Genomic DNA, 16,801 nt, shown 5'->3' on the forward strand with positions numbered 1-16,801 from the left:
CCTCAACCATGGCTGTGCCGCCGGAGGAAGCCCATCGGGCGCGGGCCCCATTTGCCCGGGGACGGAGTATCCACTCGGCGGCGTGCCGGGGCGGCCGTATGGGTGTGCCGTGATCCAGAAATGGGGGTCGGCACCCATCGACCCGGCAGGGTCCGGGCGGGCAGGCTGATCGTTTGCTCTGTCGCGATCCAGGACGCGGCTCCCACCGAGGGTGCGCGATGACCGACAGTAGAGGCGTACGAGTCGACGCGTCGCAGAAGGAGGCGTACCCCCCGGTGTCCCTGTTCTGGCGGATCTTCGGGCTCAACGCGGTGGTGCTGGGCTTCGCCACGGCACTGCTGCTGTGGGCTCCGGTGACCGTCTCCGTGCCGGTCCTGCTGACCGAGGCGGTCATCCTGGTGGGGGGCCTGGGCGTCATGCTGGTCGCCAACGGCGCCCTGCTGCGCTGGGGCCTCGCGCCGCTGGACCGGCTCACGAAGCTGATGACCACCGTCGATTTGCTGCGCCCCGGCCAGCGGCTGCCGGTGTCCGGCGGCGGTGAGGTCCCCGAGCTGATCCGCACCTTCAACGCCATGCTCGAGAGGCTGGAGCACGAACGGGCCACGAGCACCGCCCGCGTCCTGCTCGCCCAGGAGGAGGAGCGGCGCCGTATCGCGCAGGAGCTGCACGACGAGGTCGGGCAGAGCATGACCGCGATCCTGCTGGTCCTGGGGCGCGCCGCGGACGACGCCGACGAGCCGCTGCGCGGCGAGCTGCACCAGGCGCAGGAGATCACCCGGGAGAGCCTGGACGAGGTCCGCCGCCTGGTGCGCCGGCTGCGGCCCGGTGTACTGGACGATCTCGGTCTGATCAGCGCGCTGTCCTCGCTCACGCACGACTTCGCCACCCACACCGGTCTGCGGGTGGTCCGCCGGTTCGAGACCGATCTGCCCGTCCTGGACCCCGAGACCGAGCTGGTCCTCTACCGTGTCGCGCAGGAAAGCCTGACCAACGCGGCCCGCCACGCGGATGCCGAGCGGCTGGAGGTGAGCCTCGGCCGGTCCGACGGCGCGGTGACACTCGCCATCGCCGACGACGGCCGCGGCATCGAGGCGGCGTGCGAGGGCGCCGGCATCCGCGGCATGCGTGAACGGGCCCTGCTCATCGGGGCCGCCCTCGACATCACCTCGGCACCCGGTGCCGGCACCCGCATCCGGCTCACCGCACCCGTACCCAGGAAGCAGCCCTGACCATGCCCGACCCGTCCCTGCCCGAGCCGACCGTGTCCGGCCCGACCCCGTCCGACGCGCCCGCGGCGCCCGCGCCCGATCCGGCCAGGATCCGCATCCTGCTCGCCGACGACCACGCGCTGGTGCGCCGCGGCGTACGGCTCATCCTCGACCGGGAGCCGGACCTGGAGGTGGTCGCCGAAGCCGGTGACGGCGCGGAGGCCATCGAGATGGCACGGACCCACACCGTCGACCTGGCGGTCCTGGACATCGCGATGCCCCGGCTGACCGGCCTCCAGGCCGCCCGCGAGCTGGCGGCGCTGAAACCGGGGCTGCGGATCCTGATGCTGACGATGCACGACAACGAGCAGTACCTGTTCCAGGCACTGAAGTCGGGGGCCTGCGGATACGTGCTGAAGTCCGTCGCCGACCGCGACCTGGTCGCCGCCTGCCGGGCCGCGATGCGTGACGAGCCGTTCCTGTACCCCGGCGCGGTGACCGCGCTGATCCGCAACTACCTCGACCGGGTCCGGCACGGCGAGGAGAGCGCCGACCACATCCTCACGCCCCGCGAGGAGGAGGTCCTCAAACTCGTCGCCGAGGGACACTCCTCCAAGGAGATCGCCGAGATCCTCTTCATCAGCATCAAGACCGTTCAGCGGCACCGGGCGAACCTGCTGCAGAAACTCGGCCTGCGCGACCGCCTGGAACTGACCCGCTACGCCATCCGGGCCGGACTCATCGAACCCTGACGGGACTCCGGTGCGGCCGGACCATCTCTGACACCGGACCCGCCCGGCCCTGCCCAGCCCTGACGGCCCCTCCGAACCCCCGGAGGCGCCGGCCGCCCACTCCCCGGCCGGTGCCCCGGGCTTCCTCTCCGCCCGCCCGGCCGTCAGACTGTCAGCTCATCCGCCACGCCTCGCCCACCACGAAAGGGGACGGTGCATGCGCCCCGCACGCCACACCGCCCCCTCGTCGCTCCCCGCCACGGCCCTCGCGCCCCTCCCCGCCACCGGTCACCGGCTCGCGGCGGCGCTCACCGCGCTGCTGGCCGTCCTGCTGACCCTGGTCCCGGCCGGGCCCGCAGCGGGTGCTCGGGGCGCCGTCCCCGGGCTGGTCCCGGTGCCCGCGGCGACGACCGTCCCGCATCCGGACACCGGCTACCACGCCGACGACGGCTGTGCCACCCCCTGCGCCGCGCAGGCCAGGTCCCGGCACGACCACCTCGCTGAACGTCCGGCGCCCCCGGACCGTCTCGCCGTCACCACGCGCTTCACCGGCGCCGCCCCCACCGCTCATGGGCGGACCACCGCGCCGTCCGGTGCCGTGCCCGTCTCCCCCGGCCGCACGAGCCACGACCGCGTGCGGGCTCCTCCTGTCTCCTCCGGCACCTGAGACACCCGTCCTTCCCCCTTCTTCCACCTTCTTCCACCTTCTTTCGCCGCGGCCGCGCTGGGCCGCTGCCGTGGCGTGCCCGCCGGAGGCCCGTGTTGAAACGTTCCCGTCCCCGCTCCCGTCCCCACTCCCTGAGGGGGCGTGCGCTCGTCGCCCTCCTCGTGCTGGCCGGGGCCGCGGCCATCGCCCTGACCATGCCGATCCGCCTCGGACTCGACCTGCGCGGCGGCACCCAGATCGTGCTGGAGACCAAGTCCACCGAAACCACCAAGGCCGACCGGGAGGCCACCGACCGCACCGTGGAGGTGCTGCGCGGCCGTATCGACGCGCTCGGCGTCGCCGAGCCGACCATCGTCCGCTCCGGTGACAACCGCGTCGTCGTCGAACTGCCCGGCGTACAGGACCCGAAGAAGGCGGCCGACGTACTGGGCCGCACCGCGCAGCTCACCGTCCACTCGGTGCTCGGCCCGGCCGAACCCGAGGGAGCGGCCGCCGGGAACGACGTCAAGACCGACGACGGCAAGGCCGACGCCCCCGAGGCCGACGGCACCGAGGCGGATGCCCCCAAGGCCGACGGCACCGAGGCCGACGACGCCGAGACGTCCTCCGGCACGGACGGTGAGCGGGTCCTGCCGGACGAGTCCGGACAGTCCCTCCGCCTCAAGGAGGCCACGCTGACCGGGCAGGACGTCGAGGGCGCCGACGCCCGCTTCGACCAGCAGGGCGGCGCCGGGTGGCACGTCACGGTCGACTTCAAGGACGCGGGCAGCGACCGCTGGGCCAAGGTGACCGGCGAGGCCGCCTGTCATCCGGCCGGTGACCCGCAGCGCCGGGTCGCCATCGTGCTCGACAACAAGATCATCTCCTCGCCGCAGGTCGACCCGTCGGTGGCCTGCGGGGCCGGCATCGCCGGTGGCTCGACGCAGATCACCGGTTCCTTCGACGACGCCGAGGCCCGCGAGCTGGCCCTGCTCATCAAGGGCGGCGCCCTGCCCGTACCGGTCGAGACCATCGAGCAGCGCACCATCGGCGCGACCCTGGGCGACGAGGCCATCTCGGCCGGCGCCTGGGCCGCCGTCATCGGCACCGCGCTGACCGGGCTGTTCATCATCGTCGTCTACCGGCTCATGGGCGTCCTCGCGACCGTGGCCCTCCTCTGCTACGGCCTGATCGCCTACGCCGCCCTGGCCGCGGTCGGCGCCACCCTGACCCTGCCCGGCCTGGCCGGTTTCGTCCTGGCCATCGGCATGGCGGTGGACGCCAACGTCCTTGTGTTCGAACGCGCCCGCGAGGAACAGGCCGCCCGTACCCGGCCGAGCACCCGCGCGTCGCTGACCGCCGGTTTCCGCAGTGCCTTCAGCGCGATCGCCGACTCGAACATCACCACGCTGATCGCCGCCGCCCTGCTGTTCTTCCTCGCCTCGGGCCCGGTGAAGGGCTTCGGCGTCACCCTGGGCATCGGTGTCCTCGCCTCCATGGTCAGCGCCCTGGTGATCACCCGGGTGCTCGCCGAGTTCGCCGCGAGCCGCCCGTCGGTCTTCCGCCGCCCGCACATCACCGGCATCTCCAGCACCGGCCCGGTCCGCGACGCCCTGCTGCGCCGCGACCCCTTCCTGATGCGCCGGCCGCGCCGCTGGCTGGCCGCCTCCGCGGTCGTCCTCGTGGTGGCCGGCTCCGGCATCCTGGTCCGCGGTCTGAACTTCGGCATCGAGTTCACCGGCGGACGGCTCATCGAGTACTCCACGGCGACCCAGGTCGACGCCGACCGGGCGCGGGACGCCCTCGCCGACGCGGGCTTCCCCCGTGCCGTCGTCCAGTCCTCCGGTGACAGCGACCTCACGGTACGCACCGAGAAGCTGACCGACGCCGAGGCGGAGACCGTCACCAAGGCCATCGGCGAGCTGGGCGGCGAGACGGAGAAGGTCCGTGACGAGCTGATCGGCCCCAGTCTGGGCGAGGAACTGCGGAAGGACGCCCTGATCGCCCTGGCCCTGGCCCTGGCCGCCCAGCTGCTGTACCTCGCCGTCCGTTTCCGGTTGCTGTTCGGCACCGCGGCGGTCGGCGCGCTCGCCCACGACGTGGTCATCCTGGTCGGCGTGTTCGCCTGGCTGGGCAAACCGATCGACGGGGTGTTCCTGGCCGCGCTGCTCACCGTGATCGGCTACTCCGTCAACGACTCGGTCGTCCTCTTCGACCGCATCCGGGAGCTGCTCGCCGGCCGGGACCGGAAGAGGCCGTTCGCCCGGCTCACGAACCAGGCGATCCTGCAGACCCTGCCGCGCACGGTCAACACGGGCATGGGCGCGGTGCTCATCCTCGCCTCGCTGGCCCTGCTCGCCGACGACTCGCTCACCGACTTCGCCCTCGCCCTGCTGATCGGCGTGGGGGTCGGCACGTATTCCTCGGTGTTCACCGCCTCTCCGCTGGCCATCGAGATGTACGACCGCGGCAGCGGGTCGCGCCCCGCACGCCGCAAGGGGCGGGCCGGGGCAGCGGCCGGGGACACGGAGAGGAAGGTGCCGGCGAGCCGCACCGAACGGGAGGAGGTCGGGTAGACGCAGCACCGGCGGCGCCGCGGCACCCCCGCGGCGCCGCGTTCCGACACCACGTTCCGAGCAGCGGGCTCAGCACACCGCGTTCGGCAGACCGGGCTCAGGTACGCCGCGTTCAGCACACCGGGCCCGGTACGCCGCGTTCGGAGCACCGCGTTCAAGGCGCCCCGGTGTAGTGCTCCCCCACCCGGGCCCGCACCACGTCCAGGTCGCCGGCGATCAGTGCGTCGAGCAGCGCCGTGTGCTCGTGGGCGTCGGCGATCAGGTCGGCCCGCCCCCGTACCGCGGGGGCGCCGGCCGGCGGCCACTGGGCGCGGCGGTGCAGGTCACCGGCGATCCGGAGGAGCTGGTCGTTGCCGGCCAGCGCCAGCACCGCGCGATGGAAGGCACGGTCGGCCTCGGCGTACGTCGCCGGGCAGCCGGACGACGCTGCCCGGACGGTGGCCTCGGCGAAGGGGCGCAGCTCCGCCCAGCGTTCGGCGGGCACCGTACGGGCCAGGCGCAGCAGCACCGGGACCTCGATCAGGGCCCGGACCTCGGCGAGCTCGGCCAGTTCCCGGTCGCCGCGCTCGACGACCCGGAAGCCGCGGTTGGGAACGACCTCGACGGCGCCCTCCAGGGCGAGCTGCTGCATGGCCTCCCGTACGGGCGTGGCGGAGACGCCGAACCGCTCGCCGAGCGCGGGCGCCGAGTAGACCTCGCCGGGGCGCAGCTCACCGGAGACCAGCGCCGTGCGCAGGGCGTCGAGGACCTGCCCGCGCACGGAGGAGCGCTGGACGAGGGCGCGCGGGCGGGGCGGGGGAGGTTCGCTGTGCGTGTGTTCGCCGCGCGCGGCCCCGACCGGACCCCCGGCCCCCCGTGCCCGGGCCCGGTCCATGTCCCCGGCGCCGGGCTGCGCCGGCACCCGCGCCGGCCGGGCGGCGCCGGCGGATGTACCGGTCCGCCCGGTGCCCGTCCCGGCCGCATCCTGCGCGCTCGGCTTCACGGGTCCTCCTGAGGGACGTGTCGGTACTTGGGGCCATTACGGCGGGTTGTCGCTTGTCCGTCAAGCACCCTAAGGGCACGGGCCGTCAGTTCAAATCCCGAGGATCTTCGGTAAGGTAAGGCTTACCTGAAACTGTCCGTTGCTCCGACGTGGATCGGTGGTCCCGCATGCCTGTCACCCGCTCGGCCTTCACGGACGCCTACGCGCGTCTGTCCGAGGTCCTCCCCGGGCTGGGCGTCACCGAGCTGGACGCGGCCCACGAGGTCCCGGGCGGCGGCGGATGGGTCGGCGCCGCCTCGCTCGCGGCGGGCGGGGCGGAGCTGGAGGCCTTCCTCGCCTGGGACGACGCGCAGGTGCTGCGGGACTACGGGCAGCGGGCCCGGCCGGACGTGGTCGCGAGCTTCGGACTGCACCGGTACGCGTGGCCGGCCTGCCTGCTCATCACCGTGCCGTGGTTCCTGCACCGCCGGGTGCCCCGCTTCCCCGTGACCCACGTCGCGTACGACCGCTCCGCCGCCGGCCTCCCCCTCGGCCGCTTGGCCGTGCGGCCCACCGGCTTCGCCTGCCTGCCGGGGGATCCGGCCGCCGCACTGCCCGGCGCCCGGGTGGTCGCCGACGAGGAGGCGCTGCGGACCGAGGTGCGGGCCGCCGTCGCCGAGCACCTGGAGCCGGTGCTGGCCGGGTTCGGACCACGCATGCGACGGCGCGGACGCGCCCTGTGGGGCATGGCGACCGACGAGGTCGTCGAGGGCCTGTGGTACGTCGCCCATCTGCTCGGCGAGCAGGAGCGGGCACGGCACGAGCTGGAGCTGCTGCTGCCGGGCGCGACCAAGCCGTACGTCGGCGACGCCGCGTTCCGGGAGCTGAAGGGCCCGGACGGCGAGCCGCTGCACACCCGGGACCGGGCGAGCTGCTGCATGTTCTACACGCTGCGCCCCGAGGACACCTGCGCCACCTGCCCGCGCACCTGCGACGCGGACCGCGTCAACAAGCTCCTCGCCACGGCGAGTTGACCCTCACCGGGCACGCTCTCGCGCGACCGTCCCCGGGATCGTCGACTAGGATCACCGACGTCGTTCACAACCCCCACACGCGTAGCGGGAACTTTCCGCGGAACCACCCGTACGGGTAGTCTTATTCGAACTCAACTCCCGCCCCTCACGCGGCAGTTCGAGCAGAACGCCGCCTTGGGCATCCCCTCGCACCCTCTTGGCGGCCTCTTGCCCCGAAACCCCCTGAGGGCCGCTGGGTTTGGGCCACCATGGCGGGCGTTACGCCCTATCCCAATGCAAGGGACCCCTAGATGAGATTGACCGACATATCGCTGAACTGGCTGCTTCCGGGCGCCGTGCTGCTCCTGGGCATGCTGGCGGCGGTGGCGGTGCTCGCGCGTGGCAAGCGTTCCTCGGGGAAGGACGCGGGCGCGGACGACTCGTGGGAGCGCATGGAGGAGCGCCGCAGGCGCAAGGAAGCCCTCTACGGCAGCGTCTCCTATGTCCTGCTCTTCTGCTGCGCCGCGGTCGCCGCGGCGCTCTCCTTCCACGGTCTGGTCGGCTTCGGCGAGCAGAACCTCGGTCTGAGCGGCGGCTGGCAGTACCTGGTTCCGTTCGGACTCGACGGGGCGGCGATGTTCTGCTCCGTCCTCGCGGTACGCGAGGCCAGCCACGGTGACGCGGCGCTCGGCTCCCGCATACTCGTGTGGACCTTCGCGTTCGCGGCGGCCTGGTTCAACTGGGTGCACGCGCCCCGCGGCATCGGTCACGCGGGTGCCCCCCACTTCTTCGCGGGCATGTCCCTGTCGGCGGCGGTGCTGTTCGACCGGGCTCTGAAGCAGACCCGCCGGGCCGCCCTGCGCGAGCAGGGCCTGGTGCCGCGTCCGCTGCCGCAGATCCGCATGGTCCGCTGGCTGCGGGCTCCCAGGGAGACGTACCGTGCCTGGTCGCTGATGCTCCTGGAAGGCGTGCGCAGCCTCGACGAGGCGGTCGAGGAGGTACGCGACGACAGGCGTCAGAAGGAGGAGAAGAAGCAGCGCCGGCGCGAGCAGGAGCGCCTGGAGCGGGCACAGCTGAAGGCGATCAGCCGGGGCCACGGTCCCCGGGGCCTCCCCGGCCGTGGAGTCGAGGTCGAGGTGCAGCAGGTGGAACGGGGCACCGAACGCGCCACCGCGGAGCCTGCCATATCCACGCCGGAGCCACTGCCCGTCGGCGGGCGTCCCTCCCTGCAGCCCGTACGTCGCGGAGCTGACCAGATCACCGTCGACCTCACCGCGGAGGACGACACCCAGGCCCTGCCGCGCCTCGACTCCCTGGAGCGCAAACTCAAGGACCTGGAGCAGCAGTTCGGCTAGAGGCGACCCGCTCATCGGTCATCGGCCATCGGTCATCGGCAAGCGTGTACCGTCGCCCGGGCCAAGGGCGTGACCACGCGTCACGCCCTTGCGGCATTCGGTTCGCTCGTCGTCCCGCCTGTTCGTCGTTCACGCCCCGTGGTCGTTCACGCGGCCTCGGCGTCCAGCCGGAACCAGACCGACTTGCCGACCCCGTGCGCCCGTACGCCCCACGCGTCCGCGAGGGACTGCACCAGGACCAGTCCCCTGCCGTTCGTGCTCTCCTCCGGCTCGGGAGCCCGCGGCCGGGGCAGCCCGCCGACGAAGTCCCGTACCTCGACCCGTAGTCCGTCCGGTTCCACCGTCGCCGTCAGGACCGCGTCGTCGTCCGTGTGGACGAGCGCGTTGGTGACCAGTTCGCTGGTGAGCAGCTCGGCGATCTCCGACCGTCCGGGCTTGCCCCAGTGCCGCAGCAGGTCGCGCAGCGCCCGGCGTGCCTCGGGCACCGCCCTCAGGTCCGCCTGCCCGAGTCTGCACCTGAGCTGAGGCACCGCCCGCCTCTTCCTGTCCCCCGTCCGCGTGCCGATGTCCGTTTCCTTCCACTCGAAGTCCCTCGAACACGTTCACGGGGGAATCCTTGCCCGGCTGGGTCCCGGGCAGTCATGTCGCATGCTCAACGACCGGTTGTTCGGCCACGGAGCGGCCGAACTGGCCGGATCCCGCCGGGCGGGCGACGGGAATGCGACAGGAACGCGACAGGAACGTCCCGTCACGCCCTACGGCCGCGGCACGTTGCGCAGGTTCGACCGGGCCATCTGGACCATGCGTCCGACGCCGCCGTCCAGGACGATCTTCGAGGCGGACAGTGCGAAGCCGGTGACCATGTCGGCGCTGATCCTCGGCGGGATGGACAGGGCGTTGGGGTCGGTGACGACGTCGACGAGGGCCGGCCCCTTGTGCTTGAACGCGGCCTTCAGCGCCCCGGCGAGCTCCTTGGGCTTCTCCACCCGCACCCCGAAGGCTCCGCAGGCCTCGGCGACGGCGGCGAAGTCGGGGTTGACGTTGGCCACGCCGTGCGAAGGCAGGCCCGCGACCAGCATTTCCAGCTCGACCATGCTGAGCGAGGAGTTGTTGAAGAGGACGACCTTCACCGGCAGGTCGTGCTGGACGAGGGTGAGGAAGTCGCCCATCAGCATGGTGAACCCGCCGTCACCGGACATGGAGACCACCTGCCGGCGCCGGTCGGTGAACTGGGCGCCGATCGCCATCGGCAGCGCGTTCGCCATCGAGCCGTGCGAGAACGACCCGATGATGCGGCGCCGCCCGTTGGGCGAGATGTAGCGGGCGGCCCAGACGTTGCACATGCCGGTGTCGACGGTGAACACGGCGTCGTCGTCGGCCATCTCGTCGAGCACGGCGGCGACGTACTCGGGATGGATCGGCACGTGCTTGTCGACCTTGCGGGTGTACGCCTTGACGACGCCCTCCAGCGCGTCCGCGTGCTTCTTCAGCATCCGGTCGAGGAAGCGGCGGCTCTTCTTCTCCTTCACCCGCGGGATCAGGCAGCGCAGGGTCTCCTTCGCGTCGCCCCACACCGCGAGGTCCAGCTTGGAACGCCGGCCCAGGTGCTCGGGCCGGACGTCGATCTGCGCGATCTTCACGTCGTCGGGCAGGAAGGCGTTGTACGGGAAGTCCGTGCCGAGCAGGATCAGCAGGTCGCACTCGTGGGTGGCCTCGTAGGCCGCGCCGTAGCCGAGCAGCCCGCTCATCCCCACGTCGTACGGATTGTCGTACTGGATCCACTCCTTGCCGCGCAGGGCGTGCCCCACCGGCGACTTGATCTTCCCGGCGAACTCCATGACCTCGGCGTGCGCGCCCGCCGTGCCACTGCCGCAGAACAAGGTGACCTTGTCGGCGTCGTCGATCAGCCGCACCAGCCGGTCGATCTCCTCGTCGCCGGGCCGGACGGTCGGCCGGGAGGTGACGAGTGCCGTCTCGGCGGCCTTCTCCGGCGCGGGCTCGTCGGCGATGTCGCCGGGCAGGGAGACGACGCTGACGCCGCCCTGGCCGACGGCGTGCTGGATGGCGGTCTGGAGCAGCCGCGGCATCTGCTTCGGGCTGGAGATCAGCTCGCTGTAGTGGCTGCACTCGCGGAACAGCTGGTCGGGGTGGGTCTCCTGGAAGAAGCCCAGGCCGATCTCGCTGGACGGGATCTGCGAGGCGAGGGCGAGGACGGGGGCCGCGGAGCGGTGGGCGTCGTAGAGGCCGTTGATGAGGTGGAGGTTGCCGGGGCCGCAGGAGCCGGCGCACGCGGTGAGCTTCCCGGTGATCTGGGCCTCCGCCCCGGCGGCGAAGGCTGCGGTCTCCTCGTGCCGGACGTGCACCCACTCGATGCCGGAGTGGCGGCGCACCGCGTCCACGACCGGGTTGAGGCTGTCGCCGACGACTCCGTAGAGGCGTTCGACCCCGGCACGGGTGAGGATGTCGACGAACTGTTCCGCGACGTTCTGTTTGGCCATGGCTCCAGCTATGGCACAGCGAGCGGCGTCACGCCTCCCAGACGGCGGCGGCCGTACGGTCGTCGGCGTAGCCCTTGACCCGGGCGCGGCTGTCGGCGAGGAACTCCGCGAGGCCGGGCGGGGTGCGTCCGGCCCATCGCCGTGCGAGGAGTTCGCCCAGCTCGGGCTCGCTCAGCAGCGGCTCGGCGAGGCCAGCGGTGCACATCAGGAGCACATCACCCGGGCGGGCTACGGAGGCGCGGAAGCGGAACGGCTCGCGTGGTGGTCCGGCGAGCGGTTCGCCGTACGGGCCGGGTGGTGGGGGGATGCCGAGGTCCATGGTGAGCCGGTCGCCGCCGCGCGTCCCGCTCGGCGCGTCGCCCCGCTTTCCGTCGGGCCTTCCACCCGGTGTCGAGCCGAACCCGACGACGGGTTCGCCCGCGACGTCGCCGGCGCTCGGCTCCATGTCCCGCCAGGCGCCGTCCCGCAGCCGGAGCAGTCCGCCCGCGCCGACGCCGAAGAACACCCGCGTACGGCACTCGGGGTCGGCGGGCAGCAGCAGACAGCGCAGGGTGGCCGCGTACTCCTCCGGGTCCAGGCCCTGTTCGGCGGCGCCGGCCCGGAGCCTGCCGAGGCTGCGGTCGGTGAGGCGGTGCAGGCCGGACTTGAGGTCGCCGCGCCGGGCGGCCCGCAGGTCCTCGGCGAGCCGGTCCCGGCTGCGGCCCACGGCCCGCCCGATCCACCGGCACACCTCGGCGGCGGCGAGGTGCGCCCCGGCGGTCGCGCGGGCACCGGTCGCCATCGCCACCAGGATCAGCGCCTGCTCCCCCGCGCCGAAGCGGGCCACGAGCAGCGCGTCGCGCCGCGGGTCGCCCCGGTACCGCGCGGAGTCCCCCCGTACGGACACGGCCCGCAGTGTGCAGGTCCCGTACCGGGCGCCGTCCAGCACGGTGTCCGCCACCAGCCCGTCGAGCCCGTCCGGGTCGGCGGGCGGCAGCGCGGTGGGTTCGGCGTCGTAGGTGGGCGGCCCGGAACCGACGTAGTCACACGGGGAGAACGAGCCCGCGCCGGTGCCGTACCGGGCCTGCGCGGGCAGCGGCTCGGGAGGCTGGGACGGGAGGAACGGTGGCGGAAGCGGGGGCAGACCGGGGCTGATCCTGGGCGGGGGCGGTGGCACGCCGGGGGCCGACCGGGCGGAGGGGAGGGGGGTGGCGGGGGGTTCCGTGAGATCGGCGGGGCCGGTCCCCGAGGTGGTGCGGCCGTGCGGTCCCGTTCGGTGGCCGGTCGGTCGCGGAGGCGGCGGGGCGGGCCGCACAGGGCCGGGTTGCCGCTCGGCTGACGGTTGCGGGATGCCGGGCTGCCCCTCGGCTGACGGCTGTGGGGCGTCGGGCTGCCCCTCGGCTGAAGACCGTGGAGGGCCGGACTGCCGCTCGGCTGCGGGCCGTACGGGACCGGGCTGCCGCTCGGCTGACGGCTGTGGGGCGCCGCGCTGTTCCCTGCGGGATGTCCTCGGCCCGGACGGCGGTCCGGGTTCCGGCGGGGAGTCGTCCGGCGGGAGGCTCACCGGGCCGGCGGCTGCGGCGGGCGGCGGTTGCCAGGGGGCCTGCGGCGGGGGCGGGCCGGGAGAGCCCGGCGCAGCGGCGGTGCGGAGGCTTTCGCCGACGTCCGGTGAAGCCGCTGGAACGTCCGGACCCGCGGTACGGGGACCGGGGATGCCGGCGGGCGGCGCCGCCCGCCGAGGGGGCCGGTCCCCGGCCGGAGGCGGTTGCGGCGGTTCCGGCTCCTCCCCGGTGACCTGGTCCGGCCGGCCGGACACCGTCCCCGCCGCCGAGGCGAAGCGGTCGTCCAGGGAATCGGGTGCGGCCGTGGGGCCGGTGTCGTCGGTGGAGTCGTCGTACAGCTGCGCCCACCAGTCGTCGTCATGACCGGTGGGCCTTCCCCCCTGCTGACTCATGCTCCTGATTGTCCACCGCCGGAGCCGTGTGAAAACGGGGCATCCGGAAAATCCGGGCGCACCGGCGCGCGCCGGACGGCGTGTCGGGGGACACCTCGAACGAGGTTGCGAGGTGGGGTGGCCGAGCGGTCCCACCCCCCACGGGAGAACCGCCCGGCGACGCCACATTGGCAGAGTGACCGGCGGTACGGCGATGATGTCCCCAGGCGGGTTCCCGCCGTGGCCGCTTTCCGCCACGGGCGGCTGCGCGCGGGTGAGGGTGAGTTCGTTCTCGGGGAGGGGCGACGCTGGTGCTGGGAGTGCTGGGGCTGGAGGACGCGCACGAGTCGGCGTACCGGGCGCTGGTGTCCGTGGGCGCCGCCGACGTGCCGGATCTCGCCCGTCGGCTGGCGCTCGGCGAGCAGGACACCGAGCGGGCACTGCGCCGGCTGGAACAGCACGGGCTCGCGGCCCAGTCCTCGGCCCGGCCCGGCCGCTGGGTCGCCGCGCCGCCGGGAGTGGCGCTGGGCGCGCTGCTCACCCAGCAGCGCCACGAGCTGGAGAAGGCGGAGCTGGCGGCGGCGCTGCTGGCCGAGGAGTACCGGGCGGCGGCGGCCGAACCCGCCGTGCACGACCTGGTGGAGGTGGTGACCGGCGCCGCGGCGGTCGCCCAGCGCTTCTTCCAGCTCCAGCTGGCGGCGAGCGAGGAGGTGTGCGCGCTGGTGACCGGCACCCCGGTCGCCGTCACCGGCATGGAGAACGACGCGGAGGAACAGGCCACCGTTCGCGGGGTGCGCTACCGGGTCGTGGTCGAGCGGTCGGTACTGGACAAGCCGACCGGCATCACAGAGCTGACCGCCGCGCTGGGCCGCGACGAGCAGGTGCGGGTGGTGGACCGGGTGCCCACCAAGCTGGTCGTCGCCGACCGGTCCCTCGCCCTGGTGCCGCTCACCGCGCGCTCCTCGGAGCCGGCCGCGCTGGTCGTGCACGCCAGTGGCCTGCTGGAGCTGCTGTCGGGCCTGTTCGAGTCGGTGTGGCGGGACGCGCTGCCGCTGCGGCTCGGCGCGTCCGGCGTCAGCGAGCACGGACCGGACGGGCCCGACGAGACCGACCTGGAGATCCTCTCCCTGCTGCTGGCCGGCCTGACCGACGCGAGCGTCGCCAAACAGCTCGACCTGGGCCTGCGGACCGTACAGCGGCGGGTGAAGCGCCTGATGGAGCTGACCGGGGTGACGACCCGGCTCCAGCTGGGCTGGCACGCGTACGAGCGGGACTGGGTGGCCCGGAAACGCTGAACCGGCCCCCACCGGTCCCGCCCGCCCCGCCCGTTCCGCCCGTTCCGCCGGGCGTCTGCGCCGCGCACCCGTCTCCGGCACCCTGGACAGATGGGAGCGTGGGACCTCCTGCTGTCCGGCCTGGTCATTCTGCTCGGGCTGTACGGCGTGCTGCTCCCGGGCGTGCCCGGGGCGTGGCTGGTGTGGGCCGGGGTCCTGTGGTGGGCGTTGAAGGACCCGCGGCCCGTCGCGTGGGCCGTGCTCGTCGGCGCCACGGTCGTCCTGCTCCTGTCCCGGGCGGTGCGCCGGACGCTGCCGCCCCGGCGGCCGGGCGGGGACGACGCCACCCGCCGGGTCACGGCGTACGCGGGTGCGGGCGCCCTCCTCGGCTTCGTCCTGGTCCCCGTGCTCGGCGCGATCCCCGGCTTCATGGGCGGCGTCTACCTCGCCGAACGGCTGCGGCTCGGCCGGCACGGCGAGGCGGTGGCGGCACTGCGCACGGCGATGCGCTCGGGAGGCTCCAGCCTGCTGACGGAACTGTTCGCCTGCCTGTTGATCACCGGGGCGTGGCTGGGCGCGGTGCTAGCGGGTTAGCGCGGCGCCCTCCAGGGCGAGCAGCCGCGTCTTGCGCTCCAGACCGCCCGCGTACCCCGTCAGGGAGCCGTCGGCGCCGATCACCCGGTGGCAGGGGCGCAGGATCAGCAGCGGGTTGGCGCCGATCGCGCCGCCCACGGCACGTACCGCGGGCCGGGAGGCCCCGATGCGTGCGGCGATCTCGCCGTAGGTGGTGGTCGCCCCGTAGGGCACGTCGTCCAGGGCGTCCCACACGCGTTCCCGGAAGGCGGTTCCCTCGGCGCGCAGCGGCAGCCGGAACTCCGTCAGCTCCCCTGCGAAGTAGGCGGCGAGCTGCTCCTCGGCCGCCCGGAAGGGACCGGCGTCGTGCCGCCAGCCGTCCTGGACGCTCCGGCCGCCCTTCTGCCCGGGTACGGACAGGGAGGTGAGCGTCCCGTCCGGTCCGGCGGTGAGGAGCAGCCGGCCGACGGGGCTGTCGGTCTCCGTCCAGTACGTCGTGGTGGTCGTGGTGGTCGTCGTCATCGGTGCTGCTCCCACTCTCCTGCTGCGCGCAGGTGGTTCAGGGCGTACGAGCGCCAGGGGCGCCAGGTGTCGGGGACGGCCGGGCCGGGCGGGGCGACGTCCGGGTCGCCGAGGGCGCGGGTGCGGACGACGGCGGCCGTACGGGCGTCCAGGCCGGGTACGGCGAGCAGCGCGCGCTCGGCGTCGTCCCGGTCGGCGCCCGGGTCCAGGCGTACGGTGCCGTCGGCGAGGGCGGCGGCGAGCGCGCCCGGGGTGCCGTGCGGCTCGGCGCCGGCCAGGACGGCCGGTTCGGGGAAGAGGTGGGTGAGGGTGCCGCACGGCGCGTCCAGCGTCTTGCCGTACCGCCGCACCAGCCGCTCGGCCTCCGCCCGCCCGGCCACGGCCCGGACGGCGAGTTCGTCGGGGTCGGCGGTGCCCGGTGAGCGCAGCCCGGGGCGGGCGGCGACCAGCGGGCCCAGCCGGGGGTCGGCGCCGAGCCGCTCGTCGACGGCGTACGGGTCGGCGTCGAGGTCGAACAGCCGCCGCAGCCGTTGCACGGCGGTGGTCAGGTCGCGGAGGTCGGTGAGGTGGAGGCGTGCGGCGAGCCAGCCGCCGCTTCCGGTGCGTGGTCCGCCCGGCCGTTCGTCGACGGCGACGATCCCGGTGCCGTACGGCAGGCGCAGGGTGCGCCGGTAGACGCGGTGGCCCGGCGGGCCGCTCATCTCCTCGACTCCGGCGACGGCCTCCTGCTGGAGCAGGTCGAAAACGGGCCCGGACCGGTAGGGGCCCCGGTGGGCGAGCCGCAGCGGGATGCCGGCGGAGGGCGTGGCCGACCGCCGGGAGGCCCGGTCGCGTGCCGGTGCGGCGGCGCGCAGCGCGCTCGGGGTGGCCGCGTAGACGGCCCGGACCGTGTCGTTGAACTGCCGCACGCTGGCGAACCCCGACGCGAACGCGATCTCGGTGACCGGCAGGCCGGTGGTCTGCAGCAGGACCCGCGCGGTGTGCGCCCGCTGGGCGCGGGCCAGGGCCACGGGCCCGGCGCCGAGCTCGGCGGTGAGCTGCCGCTGGACGTGGCGGGCGCTGTAGCCGAGCCGGCCGGCGAGTCCGGCGACGCCCTCGCGGTCGACGACGCCGTCGCCGATCAGCCGCATGGCCCGGCCGACGACGTCGGCGCGGACGTTCCAGTCCGCCGAGCCCGGCACGGCGTCCGGACGGCACCGCCGGCAGGCCCGGAACCCCGAGACCTGCGCGGCGGCGGCCGTCGCGTAGAACCGCACGTTGTGCCGCTTCGGCGTGACCGCCGGGCAGCTGGGCCGGCAGTAGATGCCGGTCGTCTCGACGGCGAAGAAGAACGCGCCGTCGAACCGGGCGTCCCGGCTGCGGACGGCCGCGTATTTGCTGTCCTCGTGCGCCCTGCTGCTCTCGGGCGCCCTGGTGTTCCCAGGTGCCCTGGTGTGCTCGGGTGCCCTGGTGTTCCCGTGCACCTTGCTGTCTCCGTGCACCTTGCTGTCCTCGGGCGCCCGCTGCTCCGCGGTCTTCATCACACCGTCCAG

Annotated in this window: 14 protein-coding genes; 8 read left to right on the forward strand and 6 right to left on the reverse strand. The window is 73.9% G+C overall.

The features are described 5' to 3' along the window. Nucleotides 1-275: 275 nt before the first annotated feature. The 4 genes from ACP4IX_RS15795 (at nt 276) to secD (ending at nt 5,161) form a co-directional block, all read left to right on the forward strand. Complete coding sequence (locus tag ACP4IX_RS15795; protein WP_426522865.1) at nt 276-1,229, forward strand: HAMP domain-containing sensor histidine kinase; 954 nt, start codon at nt 276-278, stop codon at nt 1,227-1,229. Nucleotides 1,230-1,231: 2 nt separating this feature from the next. Then, complete coding sequence (locus ACP4IX_RS15800; RefSeq protein ID WP_426522777.1) at nt 1,232-1,960, forward strand: response regulator; 729 nt, start codon at nt 1,232-1,234, stop codon at nt 1,958-1,960. 196 nt (nt 1,961-2,156) lie between these two features. Then, nucleotides 2,157-2,606, forward strand: coding sequence for a hypothetical protein (locus ACP4IX_RS15805; RefSeq protein WP_426522776.1), 450 nt, complete (start codon nt 2,157-2,159; stop codon nt 2,604-2,606). Nucleotides 2,607-2,701: 95 nt separating this feature from the next. Continuing rightward, on the forward strand, nt 2,702-5,161 hold the full coding sequence (secD, locus tag ACP4IX_RS15810; protein ID WP_426555877.1) for a protein translocase subunit SecD: 2,460 nt from the start codon (nt 2,702-2,704) through the stop codon (nt 5,159-5,161). 154 nt (nt 5,162-5,315) lie between these two features. On the opposite strand, the gene ACP4IX_RS15815 is transcribed toward secD, so the two are convergent. Further along, nucleotides 5,316-6,143 (reverse strand): GntR family transcriptional regulator, encoded by an 828-nt coding sequence (locus tag ACP4IX_RS15815; protein ID WP_426522774.1) that lies wholly within the window; start codon nt 6,141-6,143, stop codon nt 5,316-5,318. Between the two features lie 167 nt (nt 6,144-6,310). Between ACP4IX_RS15815 and ACP4IX_RS15820 the strand changes: the two genes are divergently transcribed. Both ACP4IX_RS15820 and ACP4IX_RS15825 read left to right on the forward strand, forming a co-directional pair. After that, the gene (locus ACP4IX_RS15820; protein WP_426555878.1) at nt 6,311-7,156 is read left to right on the forward strand and encodes a (2Fe-2S)-binding protein; all 846 of its coding nucleotides are present in this window, start codon (nt 6,311-6,313) and stop codon (nt 7,154-7,156) included. Nucleotides 7,157-7,446: 290 nt separating this feature from the next. Then, entirely contained in the window at nt 7,447-8,490 is a 1,044-nt protein-coding gene (locus tag ACP4IX_RS15825; RefSeq protein WP_426522772.1) for a DUF2637 domain-containing protein, read from the forward strand. Nucleotides 8,491-8,636: 146 nt separating this feature from the next. On the opposite strand, the gene ACP4IX_RS15830 is transcribed toward ACP4IX_RS15825, so the two are convergent. The 3 genes from ACP4IX_RS15830 to ACP4IX_RS15840 all read right to left on the reverse strand — a co-directional run bounded on the left by ACP4IX_RS15830 (nt 8,637) and on the right by ACP4IX_RS15840 (nt 12,144). Further along, entirely contained in the window at nt 8,637-9,020 is a 384-nt protein-coding gene (locus tag ACP4IX_RS15830) for an ATP-binding protein (protein ID WP_426523422.1), read from the reverse strand. A gap of 225 nt (nt 9,021-9,245) precedes the next feature. Then, on the reverse strand, nt 9,246-10,988 hold the full coding sequence (locus ACP4IX_RS15835; RefSeq protein WP_426523421.1) for a pyruvate dehydrogenase: 1,743 nt from the start codon (nt 10,986-10,988) through the stop codon (nt 9,246-9,248). A 28-nt stretch (nt 10,989-11,016) separates the two neighbouring features. Further along, nucleotides 11,017-12,144, reverse strand: coding sequence for a protein phosphatase 2C domain-containing protein (locus ACP4IX_RS15840; protein ID WP_426555879.1), 1,128 nt, complete (start codon nt 12,142-12,144; stop codon nt 11,017-11,019). A gap of 1,067 nt (nt 12,145-13,211) precedes the next feature. On the opposite strand from ACP4IX_RS15840, the gene ACP4IX_RS15845 reads away from it, so the two are divergent. After that, nucleotides 13,212-14,195: a helix-turn-helix domain-containing protein gene (locus ACP4IX_RS15845; protein WP_426523419.1), complete on the forward strand. Its 984-nt coding sequence runs from the start codon at nt 13,212-13,214 to the stop codon at nt 14,193-14,195. Between the two features lie 90 nt (nt 14,196-14,285). Next, entirely contained in the window at nt 14,286-14,768 is a 483-nt protein-coding gene (locus ACP4IX_RS15850; protein WP_426523418.1) for a DUF456 domain-containing protein, read from the forward strand. On the opposite strand, the gene ACP4IX_RS15855 is transcribed toward ACP4IX_RS15850, so the two are convergent. Both ACP4IX_RS15855 and ACP4IX_RS15860 read right to left on the reverse strand, forming a co-directional pair. After that, nucleotides 14,757-15,269, reverse strand: a complete 513-nt coding sequence (locus tag ACP4IX_RS15855; RefSeq protein WP_426555880.1) for a methylated-DNA--[protein]-cysteine S-methyltransferase — start codon at nt 15,267-15,269, stop codon at nt 14,757-14,759. The two genes, ACP4IX_RS15850 and ACP4IX_RS15855, sit on opposite strands and share 12 nt — an antisense overlap. After that, a complete protein-coding gene (locus ACP4IX_RS15860; protein ID WP_426555964.1) occupies nt 15,266-16,789 on the reverse strand; it encodes a DNA-3-methyladenine glycosylase 2 family protein in 1,524 nt (507 codons plus the stop codon). The genes ACP4IX_RS15855 and ACP4IX_RS15860 overlap by 4 nt, the downstream gene beginning before the upstream one ends. Nucleotides 16,790-16,801: the final 12 nt, after the last annotated feature.

The organism is Streptomyces sp. WG5, assembly GCF_049974565.1.
Lineage (GTDB): Bacteria > Actinomycetota > Actinomycetes > Streptomycetales > Streptomycetaceae > Streptomyces.